22 protein-coding genes are annotated in these 26944 nt (G+C 68.7%); 9 read left to right on the forward strand and 13 right to left on the reverse strand.

The window, feature by feature from the left end; genetic code table 11:
- Positions 1 to 6: 6 nt before the first annotated feature.
- Both C0012_RS01865 and C0012_RS01870 read right to left on the reverse strand, forming a co-directional pair.
- Positions 7 to 1416, reverse strand: coding sequence for an aldehyde dehydrogenase family protein (locus tag C0012_RS01865; RefSeq protein ID WP_110588462.1), 1410 nt, complete (start codon positions 1414 to 1416; stop codon positions 7 to 9).
- Positions 1417 to 1638: 222 nt separating this feature from the next.
- On the reverse strand, positions 1639 to 3516 hold the full coding sequence (locus C0012_RS01870) for an FAD-binding monooxygenase (protein ID WP_110588461.1): 1878 nt from the start codon (positions 3514 to 3516) through the stop codon (positions 1639 to 1641).
- A gap of 288 nt (positions 3517 to 3804) precedes the next feature.
- Here C0012_RS01870 and C0012_RS01875 point away from each other — a divergent pair, with 288 nt between their 5' ends.
- Entirely contained in the window at positions 3805 to 5451 is a 1647-nt protein-coding gene (locus C0012_RS01875) for a thiamine pyrophosphate-binding protein (RefSeq protein WP_110588460.1), read from the forward strand.
- Between the two features lie 79 nt (positions 5452 to 5530).
- Here C0012_RS01875 and C0012_RS01880 read toward each other — a convergent pair whose 3' ends face one another.
- On the reverse strand, positions 5531 to 6901 hold the full coding sequence (locus C0012_RS01880) for an MFS transporter (RefSeq protein ID WP_110588459.1): 1371 nt from the start codon (positions 6899 to 6901) through the stop codon (positions 5531 to 5533).
- Positions 6902 to 7054: 153 nt separating this feature from the next.
- Here C0012_RS01880 and C0012_RS01885 point away from each other — a divergent pair, with 153 nt between their 5' ends.
- From C0012_RS01885 to C0012_RS01915, 7 genes are all read left to right on the forward strand, one after another.
- Positions 7055 to 8539: a fumarylacetoacetate hydrolase family protein gene (locus tag C0012_RS01885; RefSeq protein WP_110588814.1), complete on the forward strand. Its 1485-nt coding sequence runs from the start codon at positions 7055 to 7057 to the stop codon at positions 8537 to 8539.
- The gene (locus C0012_RS01890; RefSeq protein WP_110588458.1) at positions 8536 to 9195 is read left to right on the forward strand and encodes a GntR family transcriptional regulator; all 660 of its coding nucleotides are present in this window, start codon (positions 8536 to 8538) and stop codon (positions 9193 to 9195) included. Before C0012_RS01885 ends, C0012_RS01890 begins: the two co-directional genes overlap by 4 nt.
- 36 nt (positions 9196 to 9231) lie before the next feature.
- Positions 9232 to 10734 carry a 5-carboxymethyl-2-hydroxymuconate semialdehyde dehydrogenase gene (gene hpaE / locus C0012_RS01895; RefSeq protein ID WP_110588457.1) on the forward strand — a complete coding sequence of 501 codons (1503 nt, stop codon included), beginning with the start codon at positions 9232 to 9234 and terminating at the stop codon, positions 10732 to 10734.
- A 30-nt stretch (positions 10735 to 10764) separates the two neighbouring features.
- Positions 10765 to 11943 carry a 3,4-dihydroxyphenylacetate 2,3-dioxygenase gene (gene hpaD, locus C0012_RS01900; RefSeq protein WP_110588456.1) on the forward strand — a complete coding sequence of 393 codons (1179 nt, stop codon included), beginning with the start codon at positions 10765 to 10767 and terminating at the stop codon, positions 11941 to 11943.
- 5 nt (positions 11944 to 11948) lie between these two features.
- On the forward strand, positions 11949 to 12734 hold the full coding sequence (hpaH, locus tag C0012_RS01905) for a 2-oxo-hept-4-ene-1,7-dioate hydratase (protein ID WP_110588455.1): 786 nt from the start codon (positions 11949 to 11951) through the stop codon (positions 12732 to 12734).
- Entirely contained in the window at positions 12719 to 13522 is an 804-nt protein-coding gene (locus C0012_RS01910; protein ID WP_110588454.1) for an HpcH/HpaI aldolase family protein, read from the forward strand. Before hpaH ends, C0012_RS01910 begins: the two co-directional genes overlap by 16 nt.
- A 76-nt stretch (positions 13523 to 13598) precedes the next feature.
- Positions 13599 to 14795, forward strand: coding sequence for a multidrug effflux MFS transporter (locus C0012_RS01915; protein ID WP_162621798.1), 1197 nt, complete (start codon positions 13599 to 13601; stop codon positions 14793 to 14795).
- Here the strand turns inward: C0012_RS01915 and C0012_RS01920 are convergent.
- From C0012_RS01920 to C0012_RS01950, 7 genes are all read right to left on the reverse strand, one after another.
- On the reverse strand, positions 14773 to 15903 hold the full coding sequence (locus tag C0012_RS01920; protein ID WP_110588452.1) for an adenosine deaminase: 1131 nt from the start codon (positions 15901 to 15903) through the stop codon (positions 14773 to 14775). The two genes, C0012_RS01915 and C0012_RS01920, sit on opposite strands and share 23 nt — an antisense overlap.
- 26 nt (positions 15904 to 15929) lie before the next feature.
- Positions 15930 to 17219: a thymidine phosphorylase gene (locus C0012_RS01925; RefSeq protein ID WP_110588451.1), complete on the reverse strand. Its 1290-nt coding sequence runs from the start codon at positions 17217 to 17219 to the stop codon at positions 15930 to 15932.
- A 35-nt stretch (positions 17220 to 17254) separates the two neighbouring features.
- Entirely contained in the window at positions 17255 to 17656 is a 402-nt protein-coding gene (locus C0012_RS01930; RefSeq protein WP_110588450.1) for a cytidine deaminase, read from the reverse strand.
- Positions 17657 to 17663: 7 nt separating this feature from the next.
- Complete coding sequence (locus C0012_RS01935; protein ID WP_110588449.1) at positions 17664 to 18941, reverse strand: ABC transporter permease; 1278 nt, start codon at positions 18939 to 18941, stop codon at positions 17664 to 17666.
- Complete coding sequence (locus C0012_RS01940) at positions 18938 to 20179, reverse strand: ABC transporter permease (protein ID WP_110588448.1); 1242 nt, start codon at positions 20177 to 20179, stop codon at positions 18938 to 18940. The genes C0012_RS01935 and C0012_RS01940 overlap by 4 nt, the downstream gene beginning before the upstream one ends.
- Positions 20176 to 21714, reverse strand: coding sequence for an ABC transporter ATP-binding protein (locus C0012_RS01945; protein ID WP_110588447.1), 1539 nt, complete (start codon positions 21712 to 21714; stop codon positions 20176 to 20178). The genes C0012_RS01940 and C0012_RS01945 overlap by 4 nt, the downstream gene beginning before the upstream one ends.
- An 87-nt stretch (positions 21715 to 21801) precedes the next feature.
- On the reverse strand, positions 21802 to 22896 hold the full coding sequence (locus C0012_RS01950; RefSeq protein WP_110588446.1) for a BMP family lipoprotein: 1095 nt from the start codon (positions 22894 to 22896) through the stop codon (positions 21802 to 21804).
- A gap of 210 nt (positions 22897 to 23106) precedes the next feature.
- On the opposite strand from C0012_RS01950, the gene C0012_RS01955 reads away from it, so the two are divergent.
- Positions 23107 to 24465, forward strand: a complete 1359-nt coding sequence (locus tag C0012_RS01955; protein WP_232527740.1) for an amidohydrolase — start codon at positions 23107 to 23109, stop codon at positions 24463 to 24465.
- Between the two features lie 28 nt (positions 24466 to 24493).
- Here the strand turns inward: C0012_RS01955 and C0012_RS01960 are convergent, their stop codons facing one another.
- The 3 genes from C0012_RS01960 to C0012_RS01970 all read right to left on the reverse strand — a co-directional run bounded on the left by C0012_RS01960 (position 24494) and on the right by C0012_RS01970 (position 26887).
- Positions 24494 to 25474: a methyltransferase family protein gene (locus tag C0012_RS01960; RefSeq protein WP_110588445.1), complete on the reverse strand. Its 981-nt coding sequence runs from the start codon at positions 25472 to 25474 to the stop codon at positions 24494 to 24496.
- A gap of 65 nt (positions 25475 to 25539) precedes the next feature.
- Positions 25540 to 26265 (reverse strand): alpha/beta fold hydrolase, encoded by a 726-nt coding sequence (locus C0012_RS01965; RefSeq protein ID WP_110588444.1) that lies wholly within the window; start codon positions 26263 to 26265, stop codon positions 25540 to 25542.
- Between the two features lie 34 nt (positions 26266 to 26299).
- The gene (locus C0012_RS01970; RefSeq protein WP_110588443.1) at positions 26300 to 26887 is read right to left on the reverse strand and encodes a TetR/AcrR family transcriptional regulator; all 588 of its coding nucleotides are present in this window, start codon (positions 26885 to 26887) and stop codon (positions 26300 to 26302) included.
- Positions 26888 to 26944: the final 57 nt, after the last annotated feature.

The following is a 26944-nucleotide window of genomic DNA, read 5'->3' on the forward strand; positions in this document are numbered from 1 at the left end:
GCGCCCTCAGCCGTTGATGACGCGCGGCTCGGAGACGGACTTCAGCCCGGCGACGCTGAACTCCAGCCCGTAACCCGACTGCTTGACGCCGCCGAAGGGCACCTTCGGATGCAGCGTGCCGTGCTGGTTGATCCACACGGTGCCCGCGCGGAGGCGCTTCGCGATCTCGCGGGCCCTCTCCCGGTCGCCCGACCACACGGATCCGCCCAGTCCGACATCGAGGCGATTCGCGCTCGCGAGCGCCTCGTCGACGTCGCTGTATCGGATGATCGGCAGTGCCGGTCCGAACTGCTCCTCGTCGACGATGCGGTATCCGTCCGCCACGTCGGCGACGATCGTCGTCTGGAAGAAGTTCGCACCCAGTTCGGGGGCCGCCTCGCCGCCGACGACGATGCGCGCGCCGCGCGCCTTGGCGTCTTCGACCAGTTCCTGCACGATCTCGAACTGCGCGGCGTTCTGCACCGGCCCGAGCACATTGCCCTCGTCGAGGCCGTTGCCCATGGGAACCTGCCGCGCAACGGCGGCGACCGCGTCGACGACATCGTCGTAGACGTCCTCGTGCACGTACAGTCGCTTCAGCGCGGCGCACGTCTGCCCCGTGTTGATGAAGGCTCCCCAGAACAGATCCTCGGCGATCGCCTGCGGGTCGACATCGGGCAGCACGATGCCGGCGTCGTTTCCGCCGAGCTCGAGCGTGAGCCTCGCGAGGTTCCCGCCCGCCGACTCGGCGATCCGTCGGCCGGTCTCGGTGGATCCGGTGAACATCACCTTCGCGACGTCCGGGTGCGCGGCGAGGTGGCCGCCGCCGGCACCGTTCGTCACGACCGGGATGAGCACATCAGCGGGGAGAGCCTGGTTCATCACCTCGATGAGCGCCAGCACACTCAGCGGGGTCGACGAGCTGGGCTTCGCCACGACCGTGTTGCCCATCCGCAGCGAGGGCGCGAACTGCCACATCCCGATCATCATCGGCCAGTTCCACGGACCGATCGCGGCGACGACACCGAGCGCCTGGTAGCTCATCTCGGCGTAGGTCTCGCCGTCGTCGACCAGCACCTCGGTCTCGAGCTCGGTCGTCGCCGCATCGCGCAGCCATGTGCTGCAGGCTCCGACCTCGAAGCGGGCGTTCGGGCCGTTCAGGGGCTTGCCCTGCTCGCGGGACAGGATCGTCGCGAGCTCCTCGGCGTGCGCGTCGATCGCGTCGGCGGCCGCGAGGAGCGCCGCACGGCGTCCCTCATGCCCGAGCGCGTCCCACGCGGGCTGCGCCGCCTGGGCGCGCGCGACCGCGGCATCGACGTCATCCGCAGTCTGCTTCGGCACGTAGCCGATCGTCTCGCCCGTTGCGGCATCGGGGATCGCCCGTCCCGTCTCGGGGTCCGCCTGGATGCGGTCGAGCAGTGCGGTGGTCTCGGACATCTTCGTCTCCTTCGGAAAGCGGTCGCGCCGCGACGGCGCACGACAGGGGCCGACAGGCCCATCGAGCCCAGTCTCCGCTTTCCGATGCGACGCGAGTAGGCCGTCACCGCACGCGTCTTTCCTCCCCGCGCACGGCTTCCCCATCCGCGACAGAGCCCCCTTCTCGCGAGAGCACACGATCCCGTGCTCCCCCGCGAGAAGGGGGCTCTTTCCTGGGGCGGGTCAGTCCCCCATGATGCCGTCGAAGAAGCCCGCGAGCGCGGTCGTCGCCGTCAGCGGCAGCACCTGCGAGACATACTGGTCGGGTCGCACGACGACGATCGCGCCCTCGCGCGAGACGCCGCGCCCCTCGAAGATGTCCTCGCCGGGCAGCGTCGCGTAGACGCGCTCGTAGTCGCGAACCTGGAAGGGACCGACACGCGGCCAGAACGCATCCGGAACCGCGGGAATCTCGACCTCGGTGTGGGGCTGCTGGTAGATCACCTTCACGTCGAACCAGGCGTCGATGTCGGCGCCCTCGGGGCGGTGCCGGACGAGAGGCGAGGCCGGGTCATCGACGAGCCACGCGGCGAGGTCTGCCGTCGGCGACGGAGCCCCGGCGGAAGCGGCGTCCGCGAACACGTAGATGCGCCACCGGCCGTCGGCCGTCGCGTGGTGCCCGAGGTGGACAGGGTTCGCGTCGCACACCCGCGTGACCATATGCGACTTGAAGCGCTTGCCGACCGGGAATCCCGTGGCGAGGCCCTGATGCTCGGCAGCACCCGTGACGATCGACGGCTGGTACTGGGTCATGAATCCCGCGGGGAACTCGGCCGTGCGCACATAGAACTCCTCGAGCTCGGCCGGATTCTCGAACTCCTCGGGCTTCTTCGCCATGAGGCTCGACCACTCGCGGTCGAACTCGATCAGATCGACGGCGATCTGCTGACGCTCGCCCGAGTAGGTGTCGAGAAGCTCGTCGCCCGCGCGTCCGTCGAGCACGTGGGCGAGCTTCCAGGCGAGGTTCCAGCCGTCCTGCATCGAGACGTTCATCCCCTGCCCGGCCTTCGCCGAGTGGGTGTGGCACGCGTCGCCGAGGATGAACACCCGCGGGCAGCGCGATCCGACCTCGTCGACGTCGTCGAACTTGTCGGTCACGCGATGCCCGACCTCGTACACGCTGCGCCACGCAACCTCGCGTACCTCGACCGTGTACGGATGCAGGATCTCGTTCGCGCGGCGCTCCACCTGCTCCTGCGTGGTCTCGCGTACGTTGCCGTGGTCGCTCTCGCTCACCTCGCCGAGATCGACGTACATGCGGAAGAGATGGTTTCCCTCGCGCGGAATCAGCAGGATGGATCCGCCGTCGTGCGACTGGATGGCGCACTTCGTGCGGATGTCGGGGAAGTCCGTGTCCGCGAGGACGTCCATGACGCCCCAGGCGTGGAAGGCCTGGGATCCGCGCAGTTCGCGGCCGATCGAGCGGCGCACACGGCTGCGCGCGCCATCGGCGCCGACGAGGTACTTCGTGCGCACGATGCGCTCGGCCCCCTCATCGGCGCCCGCGCTGCGGCGCAGCGTCACCTCGACAGGGTGCTCGCCATCGACCGCCCGCTGCGAGACGAACTCCCACCCGTAGTCGGGCGCCGTGCGCGTCGGCGCGTTGTGCATCGACTCGAGGAAGTAGTCGAGCACGCGCGCCTGGTTGACGATGAGGTGCGGGAACTCGCTGATGCCGTGCTCGTCGTCGACGGCGCGACCGCCTCGGACGATCCGGCGCGGATCCTCGGCGTCCGGCCGCCAGAAGGCCATCTCGGTGATGCGATAGGCCTCCTGGGTGATCTGCGGCGCGAAGCCGAAGGCCTGGAACGTCTCGACGGAGCGGGCCTGGATGCCGTCGGCCTGCCCCACCTCGAGGCGCCCCGGGCGGCTGTCGATGATGCGCGTGTGGATGTGCGGGAACTCCGCGAGCTGCGCCGCCGCGATCACCCCGGCGGGCCCCGTGCCGACGATCAGCACATCCATCTCGTCGGGAAGCTCGGCAGGCCGATTCAGGCCGATGCCCGCGGCGGGCTTCACACGCGGATCGCCGGATACGTACCCGTGGTGGTGGAACTGCATGCGCTTCGTGCTCCTCACATCTGTGTGGGGGCGTTCCGGATCTACATCCATCCGCGACGCCGTCGTCGTCCCGAGCGGTTCGATAATCGAACACTCAGTTCTTTAATAGATACAGAGATCCTACGGGGTCATCGTCTCGCGCACAACGAGAGGCGGGTTACACTCGATGCGTCCGACCCCCGACGACGAGGGTCGGTGCCCGAAAAAGGGGCACGAAGCGCGCACGGCAGCCGCGAGACACATACGGACTCCCCACATTCCGTTCCTGTCTCCCGAAAGGCCATCTCCATGCCGAACGTCGCACAGCACGTCGCCCATGCCCTCGCCCACCACGTCGACCACGTCTTCGGTGTCATGGGCAACGGCAATGCGTACCTCCTCGATGCCCTCCTGAACTCGACCGACGCCACATACACGGCGGTGCGCCACGAGCAGGGCGCCGTCGTCGCGGCCGACGCACACTTCCGCGTCTCGCGCCGCATCGCCGCCGCGACGACGACCTACGGCGCCGGCTTCACGAACACGCTCACCGCGCTCGCCGAGTCGGCCATGGCGCGGATCCCGCTCGTCCTCGTCGTCGGCGACGAACCCACATCGGGGGCGCGCCCGTGGGACGTCGATCAGATCGCGCTCGCGGCCGGGGTCGGCGTACGCACCTACACCGTCGGCCGCCTCGACGCCGTCGCGACCGTGACACTGGCGATCGAGCAGGCGCTCGCGAAGCGACTCCCCGTCGTACTCGCGCTCCCCTACGATGTCCCGACCCGCGAGGCGGGCCCCCTCCCCGATGTCCTCCCCGAGCTGTCCCCGACGCCGAGCATCGAGCCCGGACCCGATGCGCCGCTCGCGCAGGTCGCGGCGCTTCTCGACGCCGCAGAACGTCCCATCCTCATCGGCGGGCGCGGCGCGTGGCTCGCGGATGCGTCCGACGCGCTGGGCGCGCTCGCGGCGCGCACGGGCGCCGTGACGTCATCGTCCACGCTCGGACGCGGCGTCTTCCCCGACGAGCGCTACGATCTCGGCGTGACGGGCGGCTTCGGCGCGCCGGGAGCGATGGACCTCATCCACGCGGCCGATGTCGCCGTCGTGGTCGGGGCATCCCTCAACCAGTTCACGATGCGCTTCGGCGACCTCTTCTCCCCCACGACGCACGTCGTGCAGATCGACACGGCACCGTCAGCGACGCACCCACGGGTCGGCACCTATCTGCGCGGCGACGCCCGCCTCGTCACGGAGCGGCTCGTCGCCGAGCTCGGCGCGGGATCCGGATCTGGATGGCGCGAGAGCATCGACGCGGCTGCCCTCCGGATCCAAGAAGTCGGCGAGGAATTCGCGGACGACGGGCGACTGGATCCGCGCGCCGCCGCCGCCCGACTCGCCGATCTGCTTCCGGAGGATCGCGTCGTCGTGAGCGACGGCGGCCACTTCATCGGCTGGGCGAACATGTTCTGGCCCGTCGCCTCGCCGGGCCGGATGGTCATGGTCGGCACGGCGTACCAGTCGATCGGATTCGGCTTCCCGAGCGTGGCGGGCGCCGTCGCCGCGGATCCCGAGGCGACGATTGTGCTCACGACGGGCGACGGCGGCGGACTCATGGCGCTCGCCGACCTCGAGACCGCCGTGCGCACCGCGGGCGGGCGCGGCATCTGCGTCGTGTGGAACGACGGAGCGTACGGCGCCGAGGTGAACCTCTACGGCGTGCTCGGGCTGAACGATCGCCCCATGCTCATCCCCGGCGTCGACTTCGCCGCACTCGGAGCGGCCGCGGGCGCCGAGGGCCTCGTCGTCACATCGCTGGCCGACCTCGATCGCGTGGCCGAGTGGGTCGCCAGGCCGGCCGACGAGCGCCCGTTCCTCATGGTCGATCTGCGGATCTCGGGCCGCGTCATCGCGCCGTACCAGCAGGAGATCATCCGGGTAAACACCCGCAACTGACTCCCTTCCCCACATTTCTGGCACATCCCTACCGGGAAGCCCGGCAGGGATGTGCCAGAAATGACGGGTTGTCGCCGGGTCAGGCGGCGGGCTTCTCCCAGACGTAGATGCCCGAGCGCTGTTCCTTTTCGGCGCCCGGACGCAGGTTGATGCCGTTGCGGCTGCGCAGCAGGATCGTCGCGACGAGCCCGAGGATCGCCATGCCGAGCAGGTAGTACCCGATATTCACCGCGTCGCCCGTGGACTCGAAGATCCACGCGGCGATCGTCGGCGAGAAGGCGCCACCGATGATCGATCCGAGGGCATACGAGATCGAGACGCCCGAGAACCGCACCGATGAGGGGAACAGCTCGGCGTACCAGGCCGACTGCGGGCCATAGGTGAGCCCGAGCCCGACCGTGAGCAGGAGCAGCGCCGTCGTCAGCGACGCGACGGTTCCGACATTGACGAGCGGGAACGCCGAGATCGCGGCGGCGCCCAGCAGGACGTAGCCGACGATGTAGGTCGTCCGGCGACCGATGATGTCGCTGATCCATCCGCCCAGCGCCGTGAAGACGAGCCAGCTGACGGCCGACCAGGTGACGGCGGCGAGGACGGGGCCGCGCTCGAGGCCGAGCTCGACCGTGCCGTAGTTCTGGATGTAGCCGCCCGTGGTCATGTAGCCGATGGCGTTGTTGCCGGCGAACACGAACGCCGCGAGGACGACGAGCGGGGTGAAGCGCGCGAAGAGCTTCACGACGGGAGCCTTGGTCCGTTCCTTCCGCTCGGCGATCTCTGCGAAAACGGGGCTCTCCTCGACGCCGCGGCGGATCCAGTACCCGATCGCGATGAGCACGATGCTGAACAGGAACGGGATGCGCCAGCCCCACTCGAGGAACGCATCGCCCGGGAAGAGCACGTTCATGATCTGCATCATGCCGCTCGCAAGCAGCAGACCGATCGGTACGCCGATCTGCGGCATTGCACCGAAGATCCCGCGCCGTTTCGCGGGCGCGTGCTCGACGGCCATAAGGACGGCGCCGCCCCACTCGCCGCCGGCGGAGATGCCCTGGATCACGCGAAGGAAGATGAGGAGGATCGGGGCGATGACGCCTGCGGACGCATAGGTCGGCAGCACACCGACGAGCGCCGTCGCACACCCCATCAAGATGAGCGTCATGACGAGAACCGGCTTGCGGCCGATCTTGTCGCCGAAGTGACCCGCGAGGAACGCGCCCAGGGGGCGGAACAGGAAGCTGATCCCGACCGTCGCGAACGACAGGATCGTCGCGACCCCCGCGCCGGCCGGCTGGAAGAACAGCTCGCCGAACACGAGCCCGGCGGCCATCGCGTAGATGAAGTAGTCGTACCACTCGATCGTCGTGCCCGCGACGGTTGCGAAGGCGACGCGGCGTCGATCATGGGTTCCGGCGATCGTTCCGGTGGGTGTGAGATGAGGCGATGAAGACATCGTTCACTCCTTTGTCGAGGATGTCGGTCGGCTGGCCGCATTGCCCGCCGCCATGGCCCCCGCCCGCGTCCTGCGCAGCGAGGTCTTGTCCACTCACGGACGATGATATACGATTTCGAATACGAACACATCCGCACGGAAGGCACAGGCGCCATGACGACCCCTCACCCGGACGATCCGCGGCACGCAGCCCTCCCGCTCGCGCCCGGCAAGATCATCGCGGTCCACCTCAGCTACGTCTCGCGCGCCGCACAGCGGGGCCGGCGCCCCGCGCATCCGTCGTACTTCCTCAAGCCCACGAGCTCGCTCGCGGCCAGCGGATCCGAAGTGGTGCGCCCGGAGGGAACCGAGCTGCTCGCCTACGAGGGCGAGATCGCGCTCATCGTCGGCACGGCGGGTTCCCGCATCTCTCCCGACCGCGCATGGGACCACATCGGCTGGGTCACCGCCGCGAACGACTTCGGACTGTACGATCTGCGTTCGAACGACAAGGGCTCCAATCTGCGCAACAAGGGGCGCGATGGATACACCCCCATCGGCCCGGGGCTCCTCGACGCCCGTGCGGTGCGCCCGGACGCTCTGCGCGTGCGCACGTGGTGCAACGGCACCCTCGTGCAGAGCGACGAGACCGCCGACGAGAACATGCTCTTCCCCTTCGCTCAGCTGATCGCCGACATCTCGCAGCATGTGACGCTCGAGCCCGGCGACATCCTCGTCACGGGGACACCGGCCGGTTCCTCGGTCGCGAACCCCGGCGACGTGATCGAGGTCGAGGTCGACGCCCCCTCGGTCGACGGCGCGCCGTCGACCGGACGCCTCATCTCGCGAGTCGTCGACGGCCCCGGCGGCTTCGACCCCGCCCTCGGCTCGCTCCCCGCAGTCGACGACACCCAGCGCGAGGAGGCGTGGGGTTCCCGCGAGGCCGCAGGCATCACCGATGCCCCCGTGATCGAGCCCGAGCTCCGCGCGAAGCTCGAACGCTGCCCCGTCGCGGGCCTGTCCCAGCAGCTCCGCAAGCGCGGGATCCTCTCGTGCTTCCTCGACGACGTGCAGCCGCTCGAGAAGGGCGCGAAGCTCGTCGGCGTCGCGAAGACCCTGCGCTTCGTCCCCCTCCGCGAGGATCTCTTCGCGTCGCACGGCGGCGGATACAACGCCCAGAAGCGCTGCTTCGACACGGTGCGCAGCGGCGAGGTCATCGTGATCGAGGCCCGGGGCGAGCGTCAGTCCGGAACTCTCGGCGACATCCTCGCCCTCCGGGCGCAGGCGCGCGGCGCCGCCGGAATCGTCACCGACGGCGGCGTGCGCGACTCTGATCTCGTCGCGGGCTTCGACATTCCCGTGTTCGCCCGCGGCGGCCACCCCGCCGTCCTCGGACGCAAGCACGTGCCGTGGGAGTCCGACGTGACGATCGCCTGCGGCGGCGCAACCGTGCAGCCGGGCGACATCCTCGTCGGCGACGACGACGGCGTCATCGTCGTTCCTCCGGGGATCGCCGAAGAAGCCGTCGACGCCGCCCTCGCGCAGGAGGACGAGGACGACTGGATCGGCGAGCAGGTACGGAGCGGTGCGGCCGTCGATGGGCTCTTCCCCATGAACGCCGAGTGGCGCGCCCGCTATGAGAAGGAGACGGGCCGATGAGCGGCACCGCCGCCCTCAGCAAGTCAGAGCGCGCCTACGGCTGGATCGGCGAACGCATCTCGTCACGCGAATACGGGCCGGGATACCGCCTGGTGCTCGGCGAGATTGCCCGCCAGCTCGACATGAGCGTGGTGCCCGTGCGCGAGGCGATCCGCCGACTCGAAGCCGAAGGCCTGGTGACGTTCGAACGCAACGTCGGAGCGCGCGTAGCTCTCGCAGATCGAGACGAGTACGTGCACGCGATGCAGACGCTCGGCGTGCTCGAGGGCGCCGCGATGGCGCTCGCAGCCACGCACATCACGGCCGACGACCTCGACCGTGCTCAAGAGCTGAACGGACGGATGCGCGATCTGCTCACCCACTTCGATCCCCACGAGTTCACGGTCCTGAACGAGCAGTTCCACACGATCCTGTTCGAGGAGTGCCCGAACCCGCATCTGCGCGATCTCGTCGAGCGCGGGTGGACGCGCCTGAACAACGTGCGAGACTCCACCTTCGCATTCGTGCCGGGACGCGCCGCCGAGTCGGTCGAAGAGCACGACGACATCCTGCGGCTTGTCCGCGAGGGCGCCGACTCTGCCGACATCGAAGACACCGCCAGGCAGCACCGCTGGCGCACCATGAACGCTTATCTCGACAACCGCGCGTCGCGCTGACGCGCCCCCACCTTCCCGATGACGAGGAGACGACAGATGACCGACCACCAGCGATCGCTGCCCCAGGACCTGCCCGAGCGGATCCGCCACTACATCGGCGGCGAGTTCGTCGATTCGATCGACGGCGACACCTTCGAGGTGCTCGACCCCGTGACGAACCGCACCTACATCCACGCCTCCGCCGGCAAGAAGGCCGACGTCGACGCCGCCGTCGCGGCCGCGAAGGAGGCGTTCGACTCCGGCCCCTGGCCGCGGATGCTGCCGCGCGAGCGCTCGCGCGTGCTGCACCGGATCGCCGACATCGTCGAGTCCCGCGACCAGCAGCTCGCCGAGATGGAGTCGTTCGACTCGGGTCTGCCGATCACGCAGGCGAAGGGCCAGGCGCGCCGCGCCGCCGAGAACTTCCGCTTCTTCGCCGATCTGATCGTGGCGCAGGCCGACGACACCTTCAAGGTGCCGGGCCGGCAGATCAACTACGTCAATCGGAAGCCGATCGGCGTCGCCGGGCTCATCACGCCGTGGAACACGCCGTTCATGCTCGAGTCGTGGAAGCTCGGTCCGGCGATCGCGACGGGCAACACTGTCGTCCTGAAGCCGGCCGAGTTCACGCCGCTCTCGGCGCAGCTGTGGGCGGGGATCTTCGAGGAGGCGGGCCTGCCCGCAGGCGTGTTCAACCTCGTCAACGGCCTCGGAGAAGACGCGGGCGACGCGCTCGTGAAGCACCCCGACGTGCCGCTGATCTCGTTCACGGGCGAGTCGAAGACGGGCGAGCTGATCTTCGCGAACGCCGCACCGTACCTCAAGGGGCTGTCGATGGAACTCGGCGGCAAGTCGCCGGCCATCGTGTTCGACGATGCCGATCTCGACGCCGCGATCGACGCGACGATCTTCGGGGTGTTCTCGCTCAACGGCGAACGCTGCACAGCCGGATCCCGGATCCTTGTGCACCGGAACGTGTACGACGAGTTCGTCGAGCGCTACGCCGCGCAGGCGAAGCGGGTCAAGGTCGGCTATCCCGACGATCCCGCGACCGAGGTCGGCGCGCTCGTGCACCCCGAGCACTTCGAGAAGGTCATGAGCTACGTACGTGTCGGCAAGGGCGAGGGGCGCCTCGTCGCCGGCGGTGGCCGCCCCGAGGGCTTCGCCGAGGGAAACTTCGTCGCCCCGACGGTGTTCGCCGATGTCTCGCCCGATGCCCGGATCTTCCAGGAGGAGATCTTCGGCCCCGTCGTCGCGATCACGCCCTTCGACACGGAGGAGGAGGCGCTCGCGCTCGCGAACAACACGCGCTACGGGCTCGCCGCCTATCTGTGGACGAACGACCTCAAGCGCGCGCACAACTTCTCGCAGGCGATCGAGGCCGGCATGGTGTGGCTGAACTCGAACAACGTCCGCGATCTGCGCACCCCCTTCGGCGGAGTGAAGGCCTCGGGCCTCGGCCACGAGGGCGGATACCGTTCGATCGACTTCTACACCGACCAGCAGGCCGTGCACATCACCCTCGGGAAGGTGCACAACCCGAGCTTCGGCAAGGCCTGAGACCACCCGACGAGAGCAAGGACGCTGATCATGACCGCCGATACCCCGCAGACAGACCGCCGCGGCACGAAGACCTCCTCAGGCTTCTTCGTGTCCCAGGAGGCCCCCATCGAGGCCCGCGACGCCGTGGCGACGCCCACCTCGCCCGCGCCCGACATCCTCCGCTGCGCATACATGGATCTCGTCGTCACCGATCTCGCGGCATCCCGCGAGTTCTACGTCGACATCCTCGGCCTCCACGTCACGGAGGAGGACGACGACGCCGTCTACCTCCGCTCGACGGAGGAGTTCATCCACCACAACCTGGTGCTGCGCACCGGCCCCGTTGCCGCCGTCGCGGCCTTCTCGTACCGCGTGCGGACGCCGGAGGATCTCGACAAGGCAGTCGCCTTCTACTCCGAGCTCGGATGCCGCGTCGAGCGCCGCGAGGAGGGGTTCACGAAGGGCATCGGCGACTCGGTGCGTGTCGAGGATCCGCTCGGTTTCCCGTACGAGTTCTTCTACACGACGAGCCACGTCGAGCGCCTGAGCTGGCGCTACGACCTGCAGAGCCCCGGTGAGCTCGTGCGCCTCGACCACTTCAACCAGGTCACCCCCGATGTGCCGCGGGCCGTCCGCCACTACCAGGACCTCGGCTTCCGCGTCACGGAGGACATCCAGGACGAGGCGGGCACGGTGTACGCCGCGTGGATGCGCCGCAAGCCCACCGTGCACGACACGGCCGCGACCGGCGGCGACGGACCCCGCATGCACCACGTGGCCTTCGCCACCCACGAGAAGCACAACATCCTCGCGATCTGCGACAAGCTCGGCGCGCTGCGTCGCAGCGACGCGATCGAGCGCGGTCCGGGGCGCCACGGCGTCTCGAACGCGTTCTACCTGTACCTGCGCGATCCCGACGGGCACCGTGTCGAGGTCTACACGCAGGACTACTACACGGGCGACCCCGACAACCCCGTCATCACGTGGGACGTGCACGACAATCAGCGCCGCGACTTCTGGGGGAACCCCGTTGTGCCGAGCTGGTACACCGACGCGTCGCTCGTCCTCGATCTCGACGGAAACCCGCAGCCCGTCGTCGCCCGCACGGACGACAGCGAGATGGCCGTCACGATCGGGGCCGATGGCTTCTCGTACACGCGCGAGGAGGACGAGCGGGAGATGCCCGAGTGGAAGCAGGGCGAGTACAAGCTCGGACACCAGCTCTGACGGCCATGCTCACTTCGGAGAACGTACAGAGCCTCGCGGCCGAGCTGGCGGAGGCCGAGCGCGCGCGCAGCATCATGCCCCGCATCACCGCCCGTCATCCCGAGGCGACCGTCGAAGACGCGTACGCGATCCAGGGCGTGTGGCGCGATGCGCAGCTCGCCGCGGGCCGCCGCCTCGTCGGGCGCAAGATCGGCCTGACCTCGAAGGCGATGCAGCAGGCGACCGGTATCACCGAGCCCGACTACGGCGTCATGTTCGACGACACCGTCTGGTCGACCGGCGCGGTCCTCCCATTCGACCGGTTCAGCAATGTGCGCATCGAGGTCGAACTCGCGTTCCTGCTGAAGGAACCCCTCGAGGGGCCGGGGTGCACGCTCTTCGACGTGTTGCGCGCCACCGAGTACGTCACCCCTGCCCTCGAGGTGCTCAATTCGCACATCGAGCTGGAGGGGCGCACGATCGTCGACACCATCAGCGACAACGCCGCATATGGCGCCATGGTGACGGGCGGCGTCCCGATGCGCCCCGAACAGCTCGATCTGCGCTGGGTGTCGACCCTGCTGTACCGGAACGAGACGATCGAGGAGACCGGCGTCGCGGCCGGTGTCCTCGGCCACCCCGCCACGGGCGTCGCGTGGCTCGCGAACAAGTTCCACGAGCACGGCGCCCGTCTCGAGGCGGGCGAGCTCATCCTCGCCGGCAGCTACACTCGGCCGATGTGGGTCGAGAGGGGCGACACCGTGTTCGCCGACTACGGGACGATGGGAACCATCACATGCCGCTTCGAGTGAAGCCCACACTCCGCGATCGGATCGCCGGCGCAGGCCGCCCCCTGTTCGGGGGGTGGATCTGCTCGGGCTCCCCCGTCATGGCCGAGATCATGGCGGGATCCGGGCTCGACTGGCTCATGATCGACATGGAGCACGGCCCGAACTCGCTCGAGAGCGTGCAGCTGCAGCTGCAGATCGCCGCGGCGTACGACGTCTCGACCGTGGTGCGCGTGCCCGCGAACGACGCCGTCTGGATCAAGCAGGTGCTCGATCTCGGCGCGCAGACGATCATGGTGCCGATGGTGCAGACCGCTGCCGAGGCGGACACCGCCGTCGCGCATGCGTCGTACCCGCCGCGCGGACACCGCGGCGTCGGCAGCGCGCTCGCGCGCTCGGGCCGCTGGAACCGCATCGAGGGCTATCTGCAGAACGCCTCCGAACACGTGTCGGTGATCGTGCAGGTCGAGACGCTCGCAGGGGTGGAGAACGCCCGCGCGATCGCCGAGGTTCCCGGCGTGGACGGCGTCTTCGTCGGGCCGAGCGACCTCGCGGCTTCGATGGGCCTCATCGGGCAGCAGACCCACCCGGATGTCGCCGCCGCCGTCGCCCGTGCGTTCGATGAGGTCGCCGCGGCAGACACTCCGGTCGGCATCAACGCGTTCGACCCGGCCGTCGCCCGCGGCTACGCGGACGACGGCGCCGCCTTCCTCCTCGTCGGCGCGGACGTCTCGCTCGCCGCGCGCGGCGCGGAGGCGCTCGCGTCGACGTTCATCCCGGACGCCGACGACCGCCGACGCGAATCGTACTGACCGGTTCACGAGCGGGGGTCCGCGCGCCGCGGGAGCGGACGTGATCCGCCCGCGATCCGAAGCTCGAGGAGGATCCGTGCCATCGCGTGTCAGGCTCATCGTCGTGCTGGGCGTGCTCAGCGCGTTCGGGCCGCTGGCGACCGACGTCTACCTGCCCGCGATGCCGCAGATGGTGGAGGATCTCGGCACGACCGACGCGCTCGGCCACGCGACGATGAGCGCCTGCATGATCGGACTCGCCTTCGGTCAGCTGCTCATCGGCCCCCTCAGCGACCGATTCGGGCGGCGGCTGCCGCTGCTGTCGGGCGTGGCCGCCTTCGCCGTGTTCTCGCTCCTCTGCGCGGCCGCTCCGACGATCGAGATCCTCATCGCCGCCCGGTTCCTGCAGGGAGCCGGCGGAGCGGCCGGCATCGTCGTCGCGCGCGCCGTCGTGCGGGATATCTCCTCGGGATCCGAGTCGGCGCGGATGTTCTCGACGCTCGCCGCGATCACCGGGATCGCCCCCGTCGTCGCGCCGCTCGCGGGCGGCGCGACGCTCCTTGTCACCGATTGGCGCGGTGTGTTCGTCGCGCTGGCCGCCCTGGGCGCCGCGATCCTCGTCGTCGCCGCGATCGCGGTTCCCGACACACTCGCCGAGGACCACCGCTCGCGCGGGGCGCTGCGCGCACAGCTCACCGAGATGAGCCGTGTCGTCGGGAACAGGCGCTTCCTTCCCGCCGCCCTCGCGCTCGGGTTCGCGGGCATGGCCCTGTTCACGTACATCCCGATGGGGGCGATCGTGCTCCAGGATCAGTACGGTCTCACGCCCCAGGCATACTCCCTCGTCTTCGCCGGAATTGCGCTCGCGATGGTCGCTCTCACGAGGCTGAATGCGCGCCTCGTGCGGCGCCTCCCCTTGCGCGGGCTCGCGATCGGCGCGATCGCGCTGGGATCCGCGGGATCCGCCGCGCTCGTCGCCTGCGGCGTCATCGACGCGCCGCTCGCCCTCGTCATCCTCGCGATGCTCGTCGGCGTCTTCGTGCACGGCTCGCTTCTCGCGAACATCACGGCGATCGCCCTCGCTCCCATCTCCCGCGGCGCCGGTGCCGCGTCCGCTGTTCTCGGCACGCTGCAGTTCGCGATCGGCGCGATCATCCCGCCGATCGTCGCGACCGGCGGGGTGAACCTCGTGGCGATGGGGACGACGATGCTCGCCGGACAGCTCATCGCGATCCTGCTGCTCGCGGCCTACGGCGACCGCCGCCCTGGGGTCAGCGGTCGAAGCCGTCGGTGATGAGGTCGATGAGCTCCTCCCGCTGCTCGACCGGGAGGAACGTGGCCGCGGCCGCGTTGAGCTGGAACTGCAGCACATCGTCGATGTCGTAGTCGAAAGCCTCGACGAGACGGGCGATCTCGCGCGTGAGCGTCGTCCGGCTCATCAGGCGATTGTCGGTGTTGACCGTGACGCAGAAGCCCAGCTGATACAGAAGATCGAACGGATGGTCCTCGATCCGGTCTCCCCAGGCCGCGATCGCCCCCGTGCCCAGATTCGACGTCGGCGAGAGCTCGAGCGCGACCTCCCGGTCGCGAACCCACCGCGCGAGATCGCCGAAGCGCACATGCACCTCGTCGCCCTCTGTCTCGACCTGTTCAAGGTCCTCCGCGATCCGCACGCCGTGACCGAGGCGCAGGGCGCGTCCGTCGAGAAGCGCCCCGCGAATCGAATCGGGCCCGGCCGCCTCGCCTGCGTGGAGGGTCACGGGGAAGAACTCGCCGGCGAGCAGGTCGAGTGCATCGCGATGACGCGACGGCGGGAACCCGTCCTCGGGCCCCGCGAGGTCGAAGCCCACGACGCCCTCATCGCGGAAGTCGAGGGCGAGCTGCGCGATCTCGTACGAGCGATCCCCCTGCCGCAGGGCTGAGAGAATCTGGTTCACGCGGATCGAGCGCCCCGACGCATCGGAGGCTTCCTCGGCCTCGTCGATGCCGTCCTGCACCGCCTGCACCGCGTCCTCGAGCGTGAGACCGGCGTCGGTGTGCTGTTCGGGAGCCCAGCGCACCTCGCCGTAGACGACGCCGTCATTCGCGAGGTCCTCGACGAACTCGCGCGCGATCCGGGTGAGGGCATCGGCCGACTGCATCACCGACACCGTCAGCTCGAAGGTCTTCAGGTAGTCGACGAGTGAGTCCGAGGCCGCCTGCTCGGCGAACCACTCGCCGAGCTCGCGGGCGCTCTGAACGGGCAGCGAGATTCCGGCCTCGCCCGCGAGCTCGAACACCGTCGAGGCGCGCACGCCTCCGTCGAGGTGATCGTGCAGAGAGACCTTCGGAAGGCTGCGGATCGGCACGCCGCCGACGTGTGCCTCGCGACGGGTGGACGGTGACTTCTGCGGACGAGCCATGCGATTCTCCTGACGGCGCCGGCCGGTCATCCGGCCGCGATGCGGTCGCGCACGATCGGCGCGGCTTCGTGAGCAGTATCGCCGATCTCGTACGCGCCCGCCAGCGCCTCGAGGGCGCGGTCGAAGCGGCCGGCGTCGTCCGCGGCGAGGGTGAACAGCGGCTCGCCCGCGCGCACGCGGTCGCCAGGCTTCGCGTGCAGGTCGATCCCGGCGGCGTGGACGACGGGATCCTGCGCCCGCGCGCGGCCGGCGCCGAGGCGCCAGGCGGCGAGCCCGACGTCATATGCGTCGAGCGAGCGCAGCACGCCGTCGCGGTCCGCCGTCACGGTGTGGGTCTCGCGCGGGCGCGGAAGCGGGGCGTCCGGGTCGCCGTCCTGCGCCCGGATCATCCGCCGCCATGTGTCCATCGCGCGGCCGTCGGCGAGCGCCTCGGCGGGGTCCCCGTCGACGCCCGCCATGCGCAGCATCTCGCGCGCGAGCGCGACCGTCAGCTCGACCACGTCTGCGGGGCCGCCGCCTGCGAGCACCTCGACAGATTCACGCACCTCGTTCGCGTTGCCGACCGTGAGCCCGAGGGGCGTCGACATGTCGGTGAGGAGGGCGGTCGTCGCCACCCCCGAGTCGGTTCCGAGCGCGACCATCGTCTCGGCGAGCTCGCGGGCGCGCGCCTCGTCCTTCATGAAGGCGCCGGATCCGAACTTCACGTCGAGCACGAGCGATTCCGTGCCCTCGGCGATCTTCTTCGACATGATGCTCGACGCGATGAGCGGGATCGCCTCGACGGTACCCGTGACATCCCGCAGCGCGTACAGGCGTTTGTCGGCTGGGGCGAGGCCCGAACCGGCCGCGCAGATCACGGCCCCGACGTCGCCGCGCAGCTGCGCGAACATCTCGTCATTCGACAGCGCCGCCCGCCAGCCCGGGATCGACTCGAGCTTGTCGAGGGTGCCGCCCGTGTGACCGAGGCCGCGTCCCGACAGCTGCGGGACGGCGACGCCGAAGCACGCCACGAGGGGTGCGAGCGGAAGGGTGATCTTGTCGCCCACTCCCCCGGTCGAGTGCTTGTCGGCGGTCGGCTTGCCGAGGCCCGCGAAGCTCATGCGCTCGCCCGAGGCGATCATCGCGTCCGTCATCACGCGGATCTCGTCACGGGTCATGCCGTTGAGCAGCACGGCCATCGCGAAGGCCGACATCTGGGCGTCCGCGACGTACTCGCGGGCGTAGGCGTCGATCATCCAGCGGAGGGCCGGCTCAGGCACAGCACCGCCGTCGCGCTTGGTGCGGATCACGTCGACGGCGTCGAACGGCTCGGTCATGTGTCTCCTTGAAGTGGTGTGCGTCGTCCGGCTGCTCAGCCGGCCATGTGCTCGAGGTCGCGGGGCCCGAACGCATCGGGCAGCACCTCGTCGATCGTGCGGATCCCGGAAACTGTCTCGAAGAGCATGTCCGGCAGAGCGTGCTCGTTCAGCAGCTGACGGCAGCGGCCACACGGCATGATCGTCTCGCCCGCACCGTTGACGCAGACGAAGGCGGCGAGGCGCCCTCCGCCCGTCATCGCGAGGTTCGAGATGAGGCCGCACTCAGCGCACAGGCCCACGCCGTAGGAAGCGTTCTCGGTATTGCACCCGGCGACGATGCGCCCGTCCTCGACGAACGCCGCAGCGCCCACCGGGTACTCCGAGTACGGCACGTAGGCCTTGCGCATGGCCTCGGTCGCGGCGGCGCGCAGACCCTGCCAGTCGATGTCCGTCATGACTTCCTCAGCTCTTGATGTACGGCTGACCCGACGCCGCCGGCGGCCGCGACCTGCCGACGAGCCCGGCGACGGCGAAGATCGTGACGACGTAGGGCAGCATCAGCATGAACTGGCTCGGAACGGGCGATCCGATCACGCTCAGCACGCCCTGCAGATTCGTCGCGAAGCCGAACAGCAGCGCCGCGAGCGTCGCGCGGATCGGATCCCACTTACCGAAGATGAGCGCGGCGAGCGCGATGAAGCCGGCCCCCGCCGTCATCTCTCGGCCGAATTGCGGGTTCGACACGAGCGTGTAGAACGCGCCGCCCATGCCCGCGATCGCCCCGGCGAGCATGACGTTGCCGTATCGCGTCGCCCGCACCTTGATGCCGACGGTGTCGGCGGCCTGCGGGTGCTCGCCGACGGCGCGGAGCCGGAGCCCCCACCGCGTGCGGTACAGGCCGAACCAGACGATGAACACGACGACGTACATCAGGTACACGATGACGGTCTGCCGGAACAGCACCGGCCCGAGGATCGGGATCTCGCTGAGCAGCGGGATCGGAATCTCGGGGAACAGCTCGGGTGAGTTCAGCGTTGACGCGTTCGGGTTGAGCACGGTGCTGTAGAAAAACGTCGTCAGGCCGATCACGAGCACGTTGAGCACGACACCGACGATGAGCTGATTGACGTAGTAGGTGATCGAGAACACCGCGAGCACGAGCGCGACGAGAAGCCCGGCGACCATCGCGGCGATGAGCCCCAGCCAGGGCGTGCCCGTGACGGAGCCGACGAAGGCCGCGCTGAACGCGCCCGCGAGCAGCTGCGCCTCGATAGCGATGTTGACCACGCCGACGCGCTCGCCGATGACGCCGCCGAGTGCGCCGAAGATCAGCGGTGTCGCGAGCGCGAGCGCACCGCCGAGCAGGCCGATCATGGGCAGCGTGCCACCCGCCGAGGCCCAGGCCAGGAAGCCGATCATGAGGAAGGCCACGTACAGGACGATCATCCAGAGGGGCTGCGCACGATGCGCCCGCGTCCGCCCGACGGCGACGAGCGTCACGACCGCCATCAGCAGGACGCAGACCCAGGCCGTCTCGTTTGCCGGGAGGACGAGGTCGGGCAGCGGGATCGCGGCGGACGGGCTGGCGAGGCGGAAGGTGCTCACGCCGGCGCGGGGGCCGAACAACGGCAGCAGCGCGAAGAGCACCGTGAACACCGCGAAGATGATCGGCGTCTTCCACGACGAGACGGCGACGTGGCGCTTCTCGTCGCTCACGAGCTTCGGGTCGACGGAGGTCATGCCGACACCTCCTTCTTCGTGCGCTTCGGCTTTCGTGCCGTCCGGACCCCCGGCTGCGGCAGGCGGAAGATCGCCCGCACGAGCGGCGGGGCCGCGATGAACAGCACGATGAGCGACTGCACGACGAGCACGACCTCGTTCGGCACTCCCTCGGCCGCCTGCATCGAGAATCCGCCGGCCTTGAAGGCGCCGAACAAGATGCCCGCGGCGAGGATGCCGAGCGGCGACGAGCGGCCGAGAAGCGCGACCGTGATCGCGTCGAAGCCCATGCCCGCGTCGATGTCGCCACCGAAGCCGGTCGGGACGGTGCCGAGCACCTGGCTGACGCCCGCGAGACCGACGAGACCGCCCGCGATGATCATCACGAGGACATACATCCGGCTCACGCTGATGCCCGCGACCTTCGCGGCGTGAGGGTTCTCCCCGACCGCTCGGAATCGGAACCCGAGACTCGACCGCTCGAGCACCCACCACGTGAAGGCCACCGCGACGAGGGCCAGGAGGAACCCGGCGTGGAGGTTGTACCTCGACCCCAGAAGCTCGGGCAGGAGGGCGGTCTCGGCCATCGGCGCCGTCTTGGGATTGTTGGATCCGGGTGCCTGCAGCACGCCCTGCGTCGCGAGCATCCAGGCGAGCAGGTAGAACGCGATGTGGTTGAGCATGATCGTGAGGATCACCTCGTGGGCACCGGTGCGCGCCTTGATGAGGCCGGCGATACCCGCCCAGATTCCGCCCGCGATGATGCCGGCGACGATGGCGACGACGAGGTGCAGGCCGATCGGGAGGTCCATGTACGCGCCGACGTAGCCCGCCGCGGCAGCAGCCATGAGCATCTGGCCCTGGCCGCCGATGTTGAACAGGCCGGCGCGGAAAGCCAGGCCGACGCCGAGGCCCGCCACGATGAGCGGCGTGGCGAATTTCAGCGACTCGGTCAGGGGGCGGATGCCGCCGACGAAGCTGTCAGCGTTGAGGTTGTAGACGGCTCCGTTGAACAGCGCGACGTATGCGCCGGACACCGCATCCCACAGCGCGGCGAGAGTGTCGCCGGGCCGCGCGAAGAAGTAGCTGGCGGCCGCCTGCACGCCATCGTCCGTGATCGCGATCAGGATCGATCCGGCGATGAGCGAGAGCGCGACGGCGAGGACGGCGATGACACCGTTTCCCGTCGTGATGCGGCGCATCGCCTCATGCCAGCGCGACGGGACGGGTGGCGCCTGCGGCGTCTCGACCGCGCTCATGCGCTCGCCTCCTCACCGGATGCGGCGCCTGCGGCGTCGGGAGACATACCGGCCATCATCAGGCCCAGCTGCTCGCGCGGCGTGTCACCGGGCACGATGCCGACCACCTTTCCTCGGTACATCACCATGATCCTGTCCGCGAGAGCGGCTGCCTCGTCGAGCTCCGTCGAGATCACGAGCACGGGGATCCCCGCATCGCGTGTGGCGATGATGCGCGTGTGGATGAACTCGATGGATCCGACGTCGACGCCGCGCGTCGGCTGCGCCGCGACGAGCAGCGACAGATCGCGGCTCAGCTCGCGCGCGAGGACGACCTTCTGCTGGTTGCCGCCGGACAGCCGACCCGCCGGCTGCGAGGGGCCCTGCGTGCGGATGTCGAACTCGTCGATCTTCTCGTGTGCGAAAGCATCGCGCTCGCGCAGCTGCAGATTGCCGTTCCGCACGAAGGGTGCGCCGTGGCTGCGGTCGAGCATGAGGTTCTCGGCGATCGAGAACTCCTTGACGAGCCCGTCGACGCTGCGGTCCTCCGGGACGAAGCCGACGCCGTGGTCGAGGATGTCGCGGACCGATCGTCCGACGAGCTCGGATCCGCCCAGCCGGACGCTTCCGTCGACGCGTTCCTGCAATCCGACCATCGCCTCGGTGAGCTCGGTCTGCCCATTGCCCTGCACACCCGCGACCGCGAGCACCTCGCCGCCGCGCACGGAGAACGACACGTCGTCGACGACGACCGTTCCCGCCTCGTCCGTGACCGTCAGCCCCGAGACGACGAGATCCTCGTCGCCGAGCTTCGGCGGATCCTTCCGGACCGTGAGCTCGACCGAGCGCCCCACCATGAGGGAGGCCAGCTCGGCGTTCGTCGCGGTCGGCTCGGCCTCACCCACGACCTTTCCCAGGCGGATGACCGTGATCCGGTCGGCCACCTCGCGCACCTCGCGCAGCTTGTGGGTGATGAAGACGATCGACGTCCCGGCCTCCCGGAGCTGGCGCATCGTGGCCATGAGCTCGTCGGTCTCCTGCGGCGTGAGGACGGCGGTCGGCTCGTCAAAGACGAGCACCTGTGCGTCGCGGGAGAGCGCTTTGATGATCTCGACGCGCTGCTGCACGCCGACGGGGAGATCCTCGACGATCGCGTCCGGGTCGACATGGAAACCGAAGCGATCGGAGATCTCGCGCACCTTCGCGCGAGCGGCGGCGAGATCGAGCCGCCCTCCGAACCGCGTCTGCTCGTGGCCCAGCATCACATTCTCGGCGACGGTGAACACGGGGATGAGCATGAAGTGCTGATGCACCATGCCGATGCCGGCCGCCATTGCGTCGCCGGGGCCGGAGAACCGCTGTTCGACGTCGTCGACGACGATCTCACCCTCGTCGGCCTGGTAGAGGCCGTAGAGGACGTTCATCAGCGTCGACTTGCCCGCACCGTTCTCACCGAGGAGGCAATGGATCTCGCCGGGTTCTATCGTGAGGTCGATGTGGTCGTTGGCCGTCAGCGCGCCGAACCTCTTCGTGATGCCGCGCAGTTCGAGCTTCATGGGACTGATCCTATTCAGGCGGGATGGATCGCAGAAGATGAGGGGAGGCTGGCGCCGGCCAGCCTCCCCCCGAGGACTTCTGCGCGACTAGCTGAGGTACGACTCGACCGTCACGTCGCCCGAGATGATGGCCTCCTTGAGCGCCTCCACCTCGCTGACGAGCTCGGCGTCCACCGTGTCGGCGAAGTTGTGCAGATCCGCGAGGCCGACGCCCTCGTTCTCGAGAGTGCCGATGTACGTCTCGGCGTCGAACTCACCGTTCGCGCTCGACAGCATCGCCTCAGAGGTCGACAGGTCCATCGCCTTCAGGATCGACGTGAGGACGTAGTCCTCGGTGTCGGGGTCGGAGACGAACAGGTCGGCGTCCGTACCGATGAGGGCGATGTCGCTGTTGGACTCCTTGATCGCCTGCAGCGCCGACTGGTAGATCGGCCCGCCGACCGGCAGGAGAACGTCGACGCCCTGGTCGATGATGTTCTGGGCGACGCTCTTCGCACCGGGACCAGCCTCGAAGCCACCCGTGAACGAGCCCGTCTCGCCGTCCCAGCCGACCACCTCGACCTCGGTGTCCTTCTCGCTGTTGTAGTAGTCGACGCCCTGCTTGAAGCCGTCCATGAAGATCGTCACCGTCGGGAACTCCTGGCCGCCGAAGGTGCCGACCTTGCCGGCCTCGGAGTAGCCAGCCGCGAGGTAGCCAGCGAGGAACGCCGCCTGCGAGGTGTCGTACAGAAGGGGCTTGACCGCCTCCGCGTCCTTCTCACCGTCGAAGTCGGTGTCGGCGGCGTCATCGATGAGGATGTAGTCGACGTCGGGGTTGGCGTTCGCGACCTCGACCGTCGCGGCGGACAGCGCGAAGCCCACGGCCGCGATCGCGTCGCAGCCCTGGTCGACGAGATTCTGGAGGTTCGGCGCGTAGTCGGTCTCGGCGTTCGACTCGACGGCCTTCGGCTCCACACCGAGCTCGTCCGCGGCCATCTCGACGCCCTCGAGGGAGAGCTGGTTGAACGACTTGTCGTCGAAGCCACCGAAGTCCGACACGATGCACGGCAGGAAGTCGCTGCTCGCCTCGCCGTCGCCCGATCCGCCCGTCTCCTCGGGTGCCGAACCGCAGCCCGCGAGGAGGATCGCGGCGCTCGCCGTTGCGATGCCGCTCAGGGCCGCACGCTTCATGATCTTGGTCACGCTGTCTCCTTCTGAGGGAAATGACCCCGCCGCGCACGAACTCCAGGTGTCCGGCACCTTCCGGGGCAATGTGCACACGCTACCCCGCACCTCCTGCGCGATTCGACGTACGACGTGCGTCTGCAACGGGAAAGTTACATTCCCGCGGGTGCGTCCCCTTGAGACCGCGTGATTTTATGTCTACATTCGTGGATAAAAGGAGATGTGTTCGTGACCGATGACCAGATTCCCCGCGCGGACGTCCTCTTGAGAGGGGGACCGATCCGAACCATGGGCGAAACGGCCCCGGAGGCGCGCGCCCTCGCCGCGGTCGACGGCACGATCGTCGCCGTCGATGACGAGGCAGAGGCCCTCCGCGACGAACACACTCACGTCATCGAACTCGACGGGCGCGCGGCCATTCCCGGCATCAACGACGCCCATCTCCACGCCGCATGGCTGGGAGCACGATGGCCGCGCCTCTTCTTCGGCGAAGGTGCCGACAGCCAGCATGACGGTCCGCTCGCGAGGACCGAGGACGATCGTCGGCGCGCACTGCTGAAGGCCTGGAACCTCCTCGCCGAGCTCGGCATCACGAGCTATACAGAGCCAGGGATCGGACCGGGCGAGGACGACGGAGAGACCGGCTGCTTCGGCAGCGACATGCTCGAAACCTATCTTCAGCTGCATCGAGAGCGAGAGCAGAAATCGCGGGTGACGCTGCTGCGCCTGTTCGGAACCCTCGACGGCACTTCCGATCTGGAGGACGTACTGGCGGGGATCCACTCCCCCGTTCCTGCGACGGACGAGCGGTGGCTCCAGATCCCTGGCGTGAAGATCTTCGGAGACGGCATTCCACCCATGCGCACGGCCTGGCTGCGCACCCCCTATGTCGATGGCTCGTCGGGGGCGCCGCTCCCGCAGGGACCGTCCGGTCCCGCGGAGGCACTGTGCGCGATGATTCGCGCTGCGCACGCGCGTGGGTTGCAGGTCGCCGTCCATGCGACCGGCGATCGCACGATCGACGCACTCACAACCGCGATCGAGCGCGCCGGCGGGGCCCCCGAGAACCGGCCACACTGCGCCGTGCACGCCGACCTCGCGCTCGGCGACCTCCCTGCTCGCATGCGCGATGCGGGCATCGCGGCGGCGATCCAACCGGTGATCGCCCGTGAAACCCGCACCTGGGCTGCGACGACCCTCGGTGCCGGCCGCGCCAAAGACGCCTGGCCCCTGGCACGACTCCTCGAGGCAGGAACCGTCACGACAATCACATCCGATGCGCCCATCACGACCCCAGACTGGCGGATCGCACTCGATGCAGGAGCGGAGATGATCGGCGACGAGATACCGGACGCCCGATCCCGCCTCCTCGACTGCGTCACGCGTGCCCCCGCAATCCAGGACGGAGCCGCCGATTGGAAAGGATCCCTGGAAGTCGGCAAGGTGCTCGACGTGTGCGTTCTCGACGACGATCCGGTCGCGTCAAGGAAGGCATTCACTGACCTCACGGTGGAGATGACGATCACGGACGGCCGCGTCGTATTCGATCGCGCGACTCGTCGGTCCGTGCCCGCGTCGCGCACGTGATCGTCGAACACGACGCGGGCACGGACCGTCAGACAGCCTCCGCGACAAGCACGCGCGGGCTCCCGGGGAGCGTGATGCGATCGGTCACGTGCCACCCCGTTGCAGCAAGCCAATCCCGAACCTGCGACTCCGGATAGACGACCGTGCCGTCGATCACGAGATACTCGCCGGCATGCTGCGCGTCGAGGGCACGTGGGGTCTCATCCTCATCCAAGAAGAAGTCGAGCAGCGTGAGCTTCGCCCCCGCGGTGGCCGCACCTCGGAGATTTCGAAAGATCCCCCTGTTCTCGGCTTCCGAGAAGCGATGGATCACATGATTGGCAAAGATGAGGTCGTACGTCCCCGCCGGTCGTGTCGTCGCCGTGTCCCCCGACCGAACCTCCGATCGATCTGTCAGACCGGCATCGTCCACAGCCCGGCGGACGCCGTCCTCGAAATCGGAGGCGTACAAGAACGTCGTCGTCAGATCCGGGTTCCGGCGCATCGCCTCGATGGCGAATCCTGCCGCAAGACCACCGAAATCGAGCGCCCGCCGAGCGGAAGATACGTCGACAAGTCGACCGAACTCGCGCGCGTGCAGAGCGTTGTAAGTCATCACCCCAGACATGAACGTAGCCCAGCGCGCATCGTCCATGCCAAGGTCCCCGGGCTCCCCCGTGTCGACCGTGTGAGGGAACTGAATCCAGTGCGAATAGCTGATCTCGCTGAGAAACGTGAGGAACGGAGCGAGGTCGACTTCTCCCCCGCCCCCCGCCAGGAATGCCGCCGCGTCCCGCTCAAGCTGATATTTGCCGCCCATGCGACGCAACAGTCCCTTCGCCGACATGGCATCCGCGAGGATACGCACGATCCGTTCGCTCACTCCCAGGTGTTCCGCAATCTCCTGCGCCGGTCGCGGACCATCCGCGAGCGCGCGGAAGAGGCCGATACGGCTCGATTCGAACAGCTGCTGCGAGGCCATGTAGCCCGTCGCGACGTCAAGGATCCGCGAGGCATCTACCGTGGTCATGTTTCACCCTTCTTTCTCCTGATGTTGAAAATAAAATGCATGGTTCACTCCTGCCAGAGGGCAGATCAGCCGAGGAACTCCATCACGGCGTGACGGAACGCCGCTGATCGAAGCACTCCCCGATGATCCCCCGGCAGCGTCCGGAACACGCCGCCTTCGAGACGCTGAACAAGCGCCTCGCCCCCAGTCGCCATCGGATCCTCCTCCCCCGCGATAAGGAGCACGGGCACAGTCGGAGCGGAACTCGAAGAATCGAACGGATCAGCGGCGAAGCCGTCGACGAGGTCGATGAGGGACGCCGGGTCGCCGTCCGACGAACGCGCCATCCGCAGGATCATCCTGGAGAGCTCGTCGGCCGGTTCCGGTCCCCCCGCAAGCGCTGCCCGGGCGGCGGGAACGTCCACTGCAGCGAAAGGCTCGACCGGGCTGAGCCCCCCGAGCGCGAGTCGTGACACGGGTACGTCGGCTCGCGCGGCGAGCCCCCACGCGAGGCGCGCACCCAGCGAGTAGCCGACGATGACGGCGTGCCTCCCTGCTGACCGCACGAGATCAGCGAGCTCATCGAGCACGGCCGACAACGCGACCGGTCCGCCCGTCGGAGGCGCGCTCCCATGTCCCGGCAAGTCGACGGCGAACACGTCACGCCCCGCGGCGACGAATGGATCAACCCACTCGTCGTGCGGCCAGTCTGCCCGCCCTGACGACCCGAAGCCGTGGAGCAACACGACGGGATCTCGCTCGGCGACGTCCCGGCCTACGTGACGATCGATCGAAAGCAGGGGGTGCGTCATCGGACGATCTCCTCTCGCGCTGCGCGCGACGGAGTCACCCGAGGCGCGCGATGAAACCCTTCACATAGGCGTCGTAGTCGGGAATGCGCTCGCCCCCGGGGAACATCAGGTTCACGACGGTCGCGCCGATCGTGACGGCGATGTGCTCGGCAGCCAGCCGCTCGTAAGGCGGCGGAGTCTCGATCTCTCCCGCGTCGTACGCGGCCTGAAGAAGATCGACGAAGCTCTCCTCCCACTGCGTGAGGTGCCGACGATAGAGATCGGCGAGGTCCTCGTTCGACATTGCGTACTCCCACAGCGCCAGCAGCACTCGTCCCGCCGCGATGTTGTCTGCGTCGCGCGGAAGCAGGGCGAAGACGAACTCGCGCAGCCGCTCCCCCGGGTCCTCCGCCTTCGTCGCCTGCCCGACGACCGTCGTGATCTCGTCGAGCACGCTCTCGAACGTCGCGGCGACGATACTGTCCTTCCCAGGGAAGTAGTGCTTCAGCGCCCCGTTTGCGAATCCTGCCTCGGCTGCGATGGACCGCATCGTCGCGGCCTCGAACCCGCCGCGCAGGATGAGCCTCTTCGCAACCGCGACGATCTCGCGTCGTCGTTCGTCGTGATCGATCACCTTGGGCACGATGCTCCCCCGTTTCCTGCGACATGTCGACGGTACCGGTTCGACCTGCGCCCCACC

The sequence above is a fragment of the Microbacterium suaedae genome (genome assembly GCF_003254645.1).
Taxonomy (GTDB): domain Bacteria; phylum Actinomycetota; class Actinomycetes; order Actinomycetales; family Microbacteriaceae; genus Microbacterium; species Microbacterium suaedae.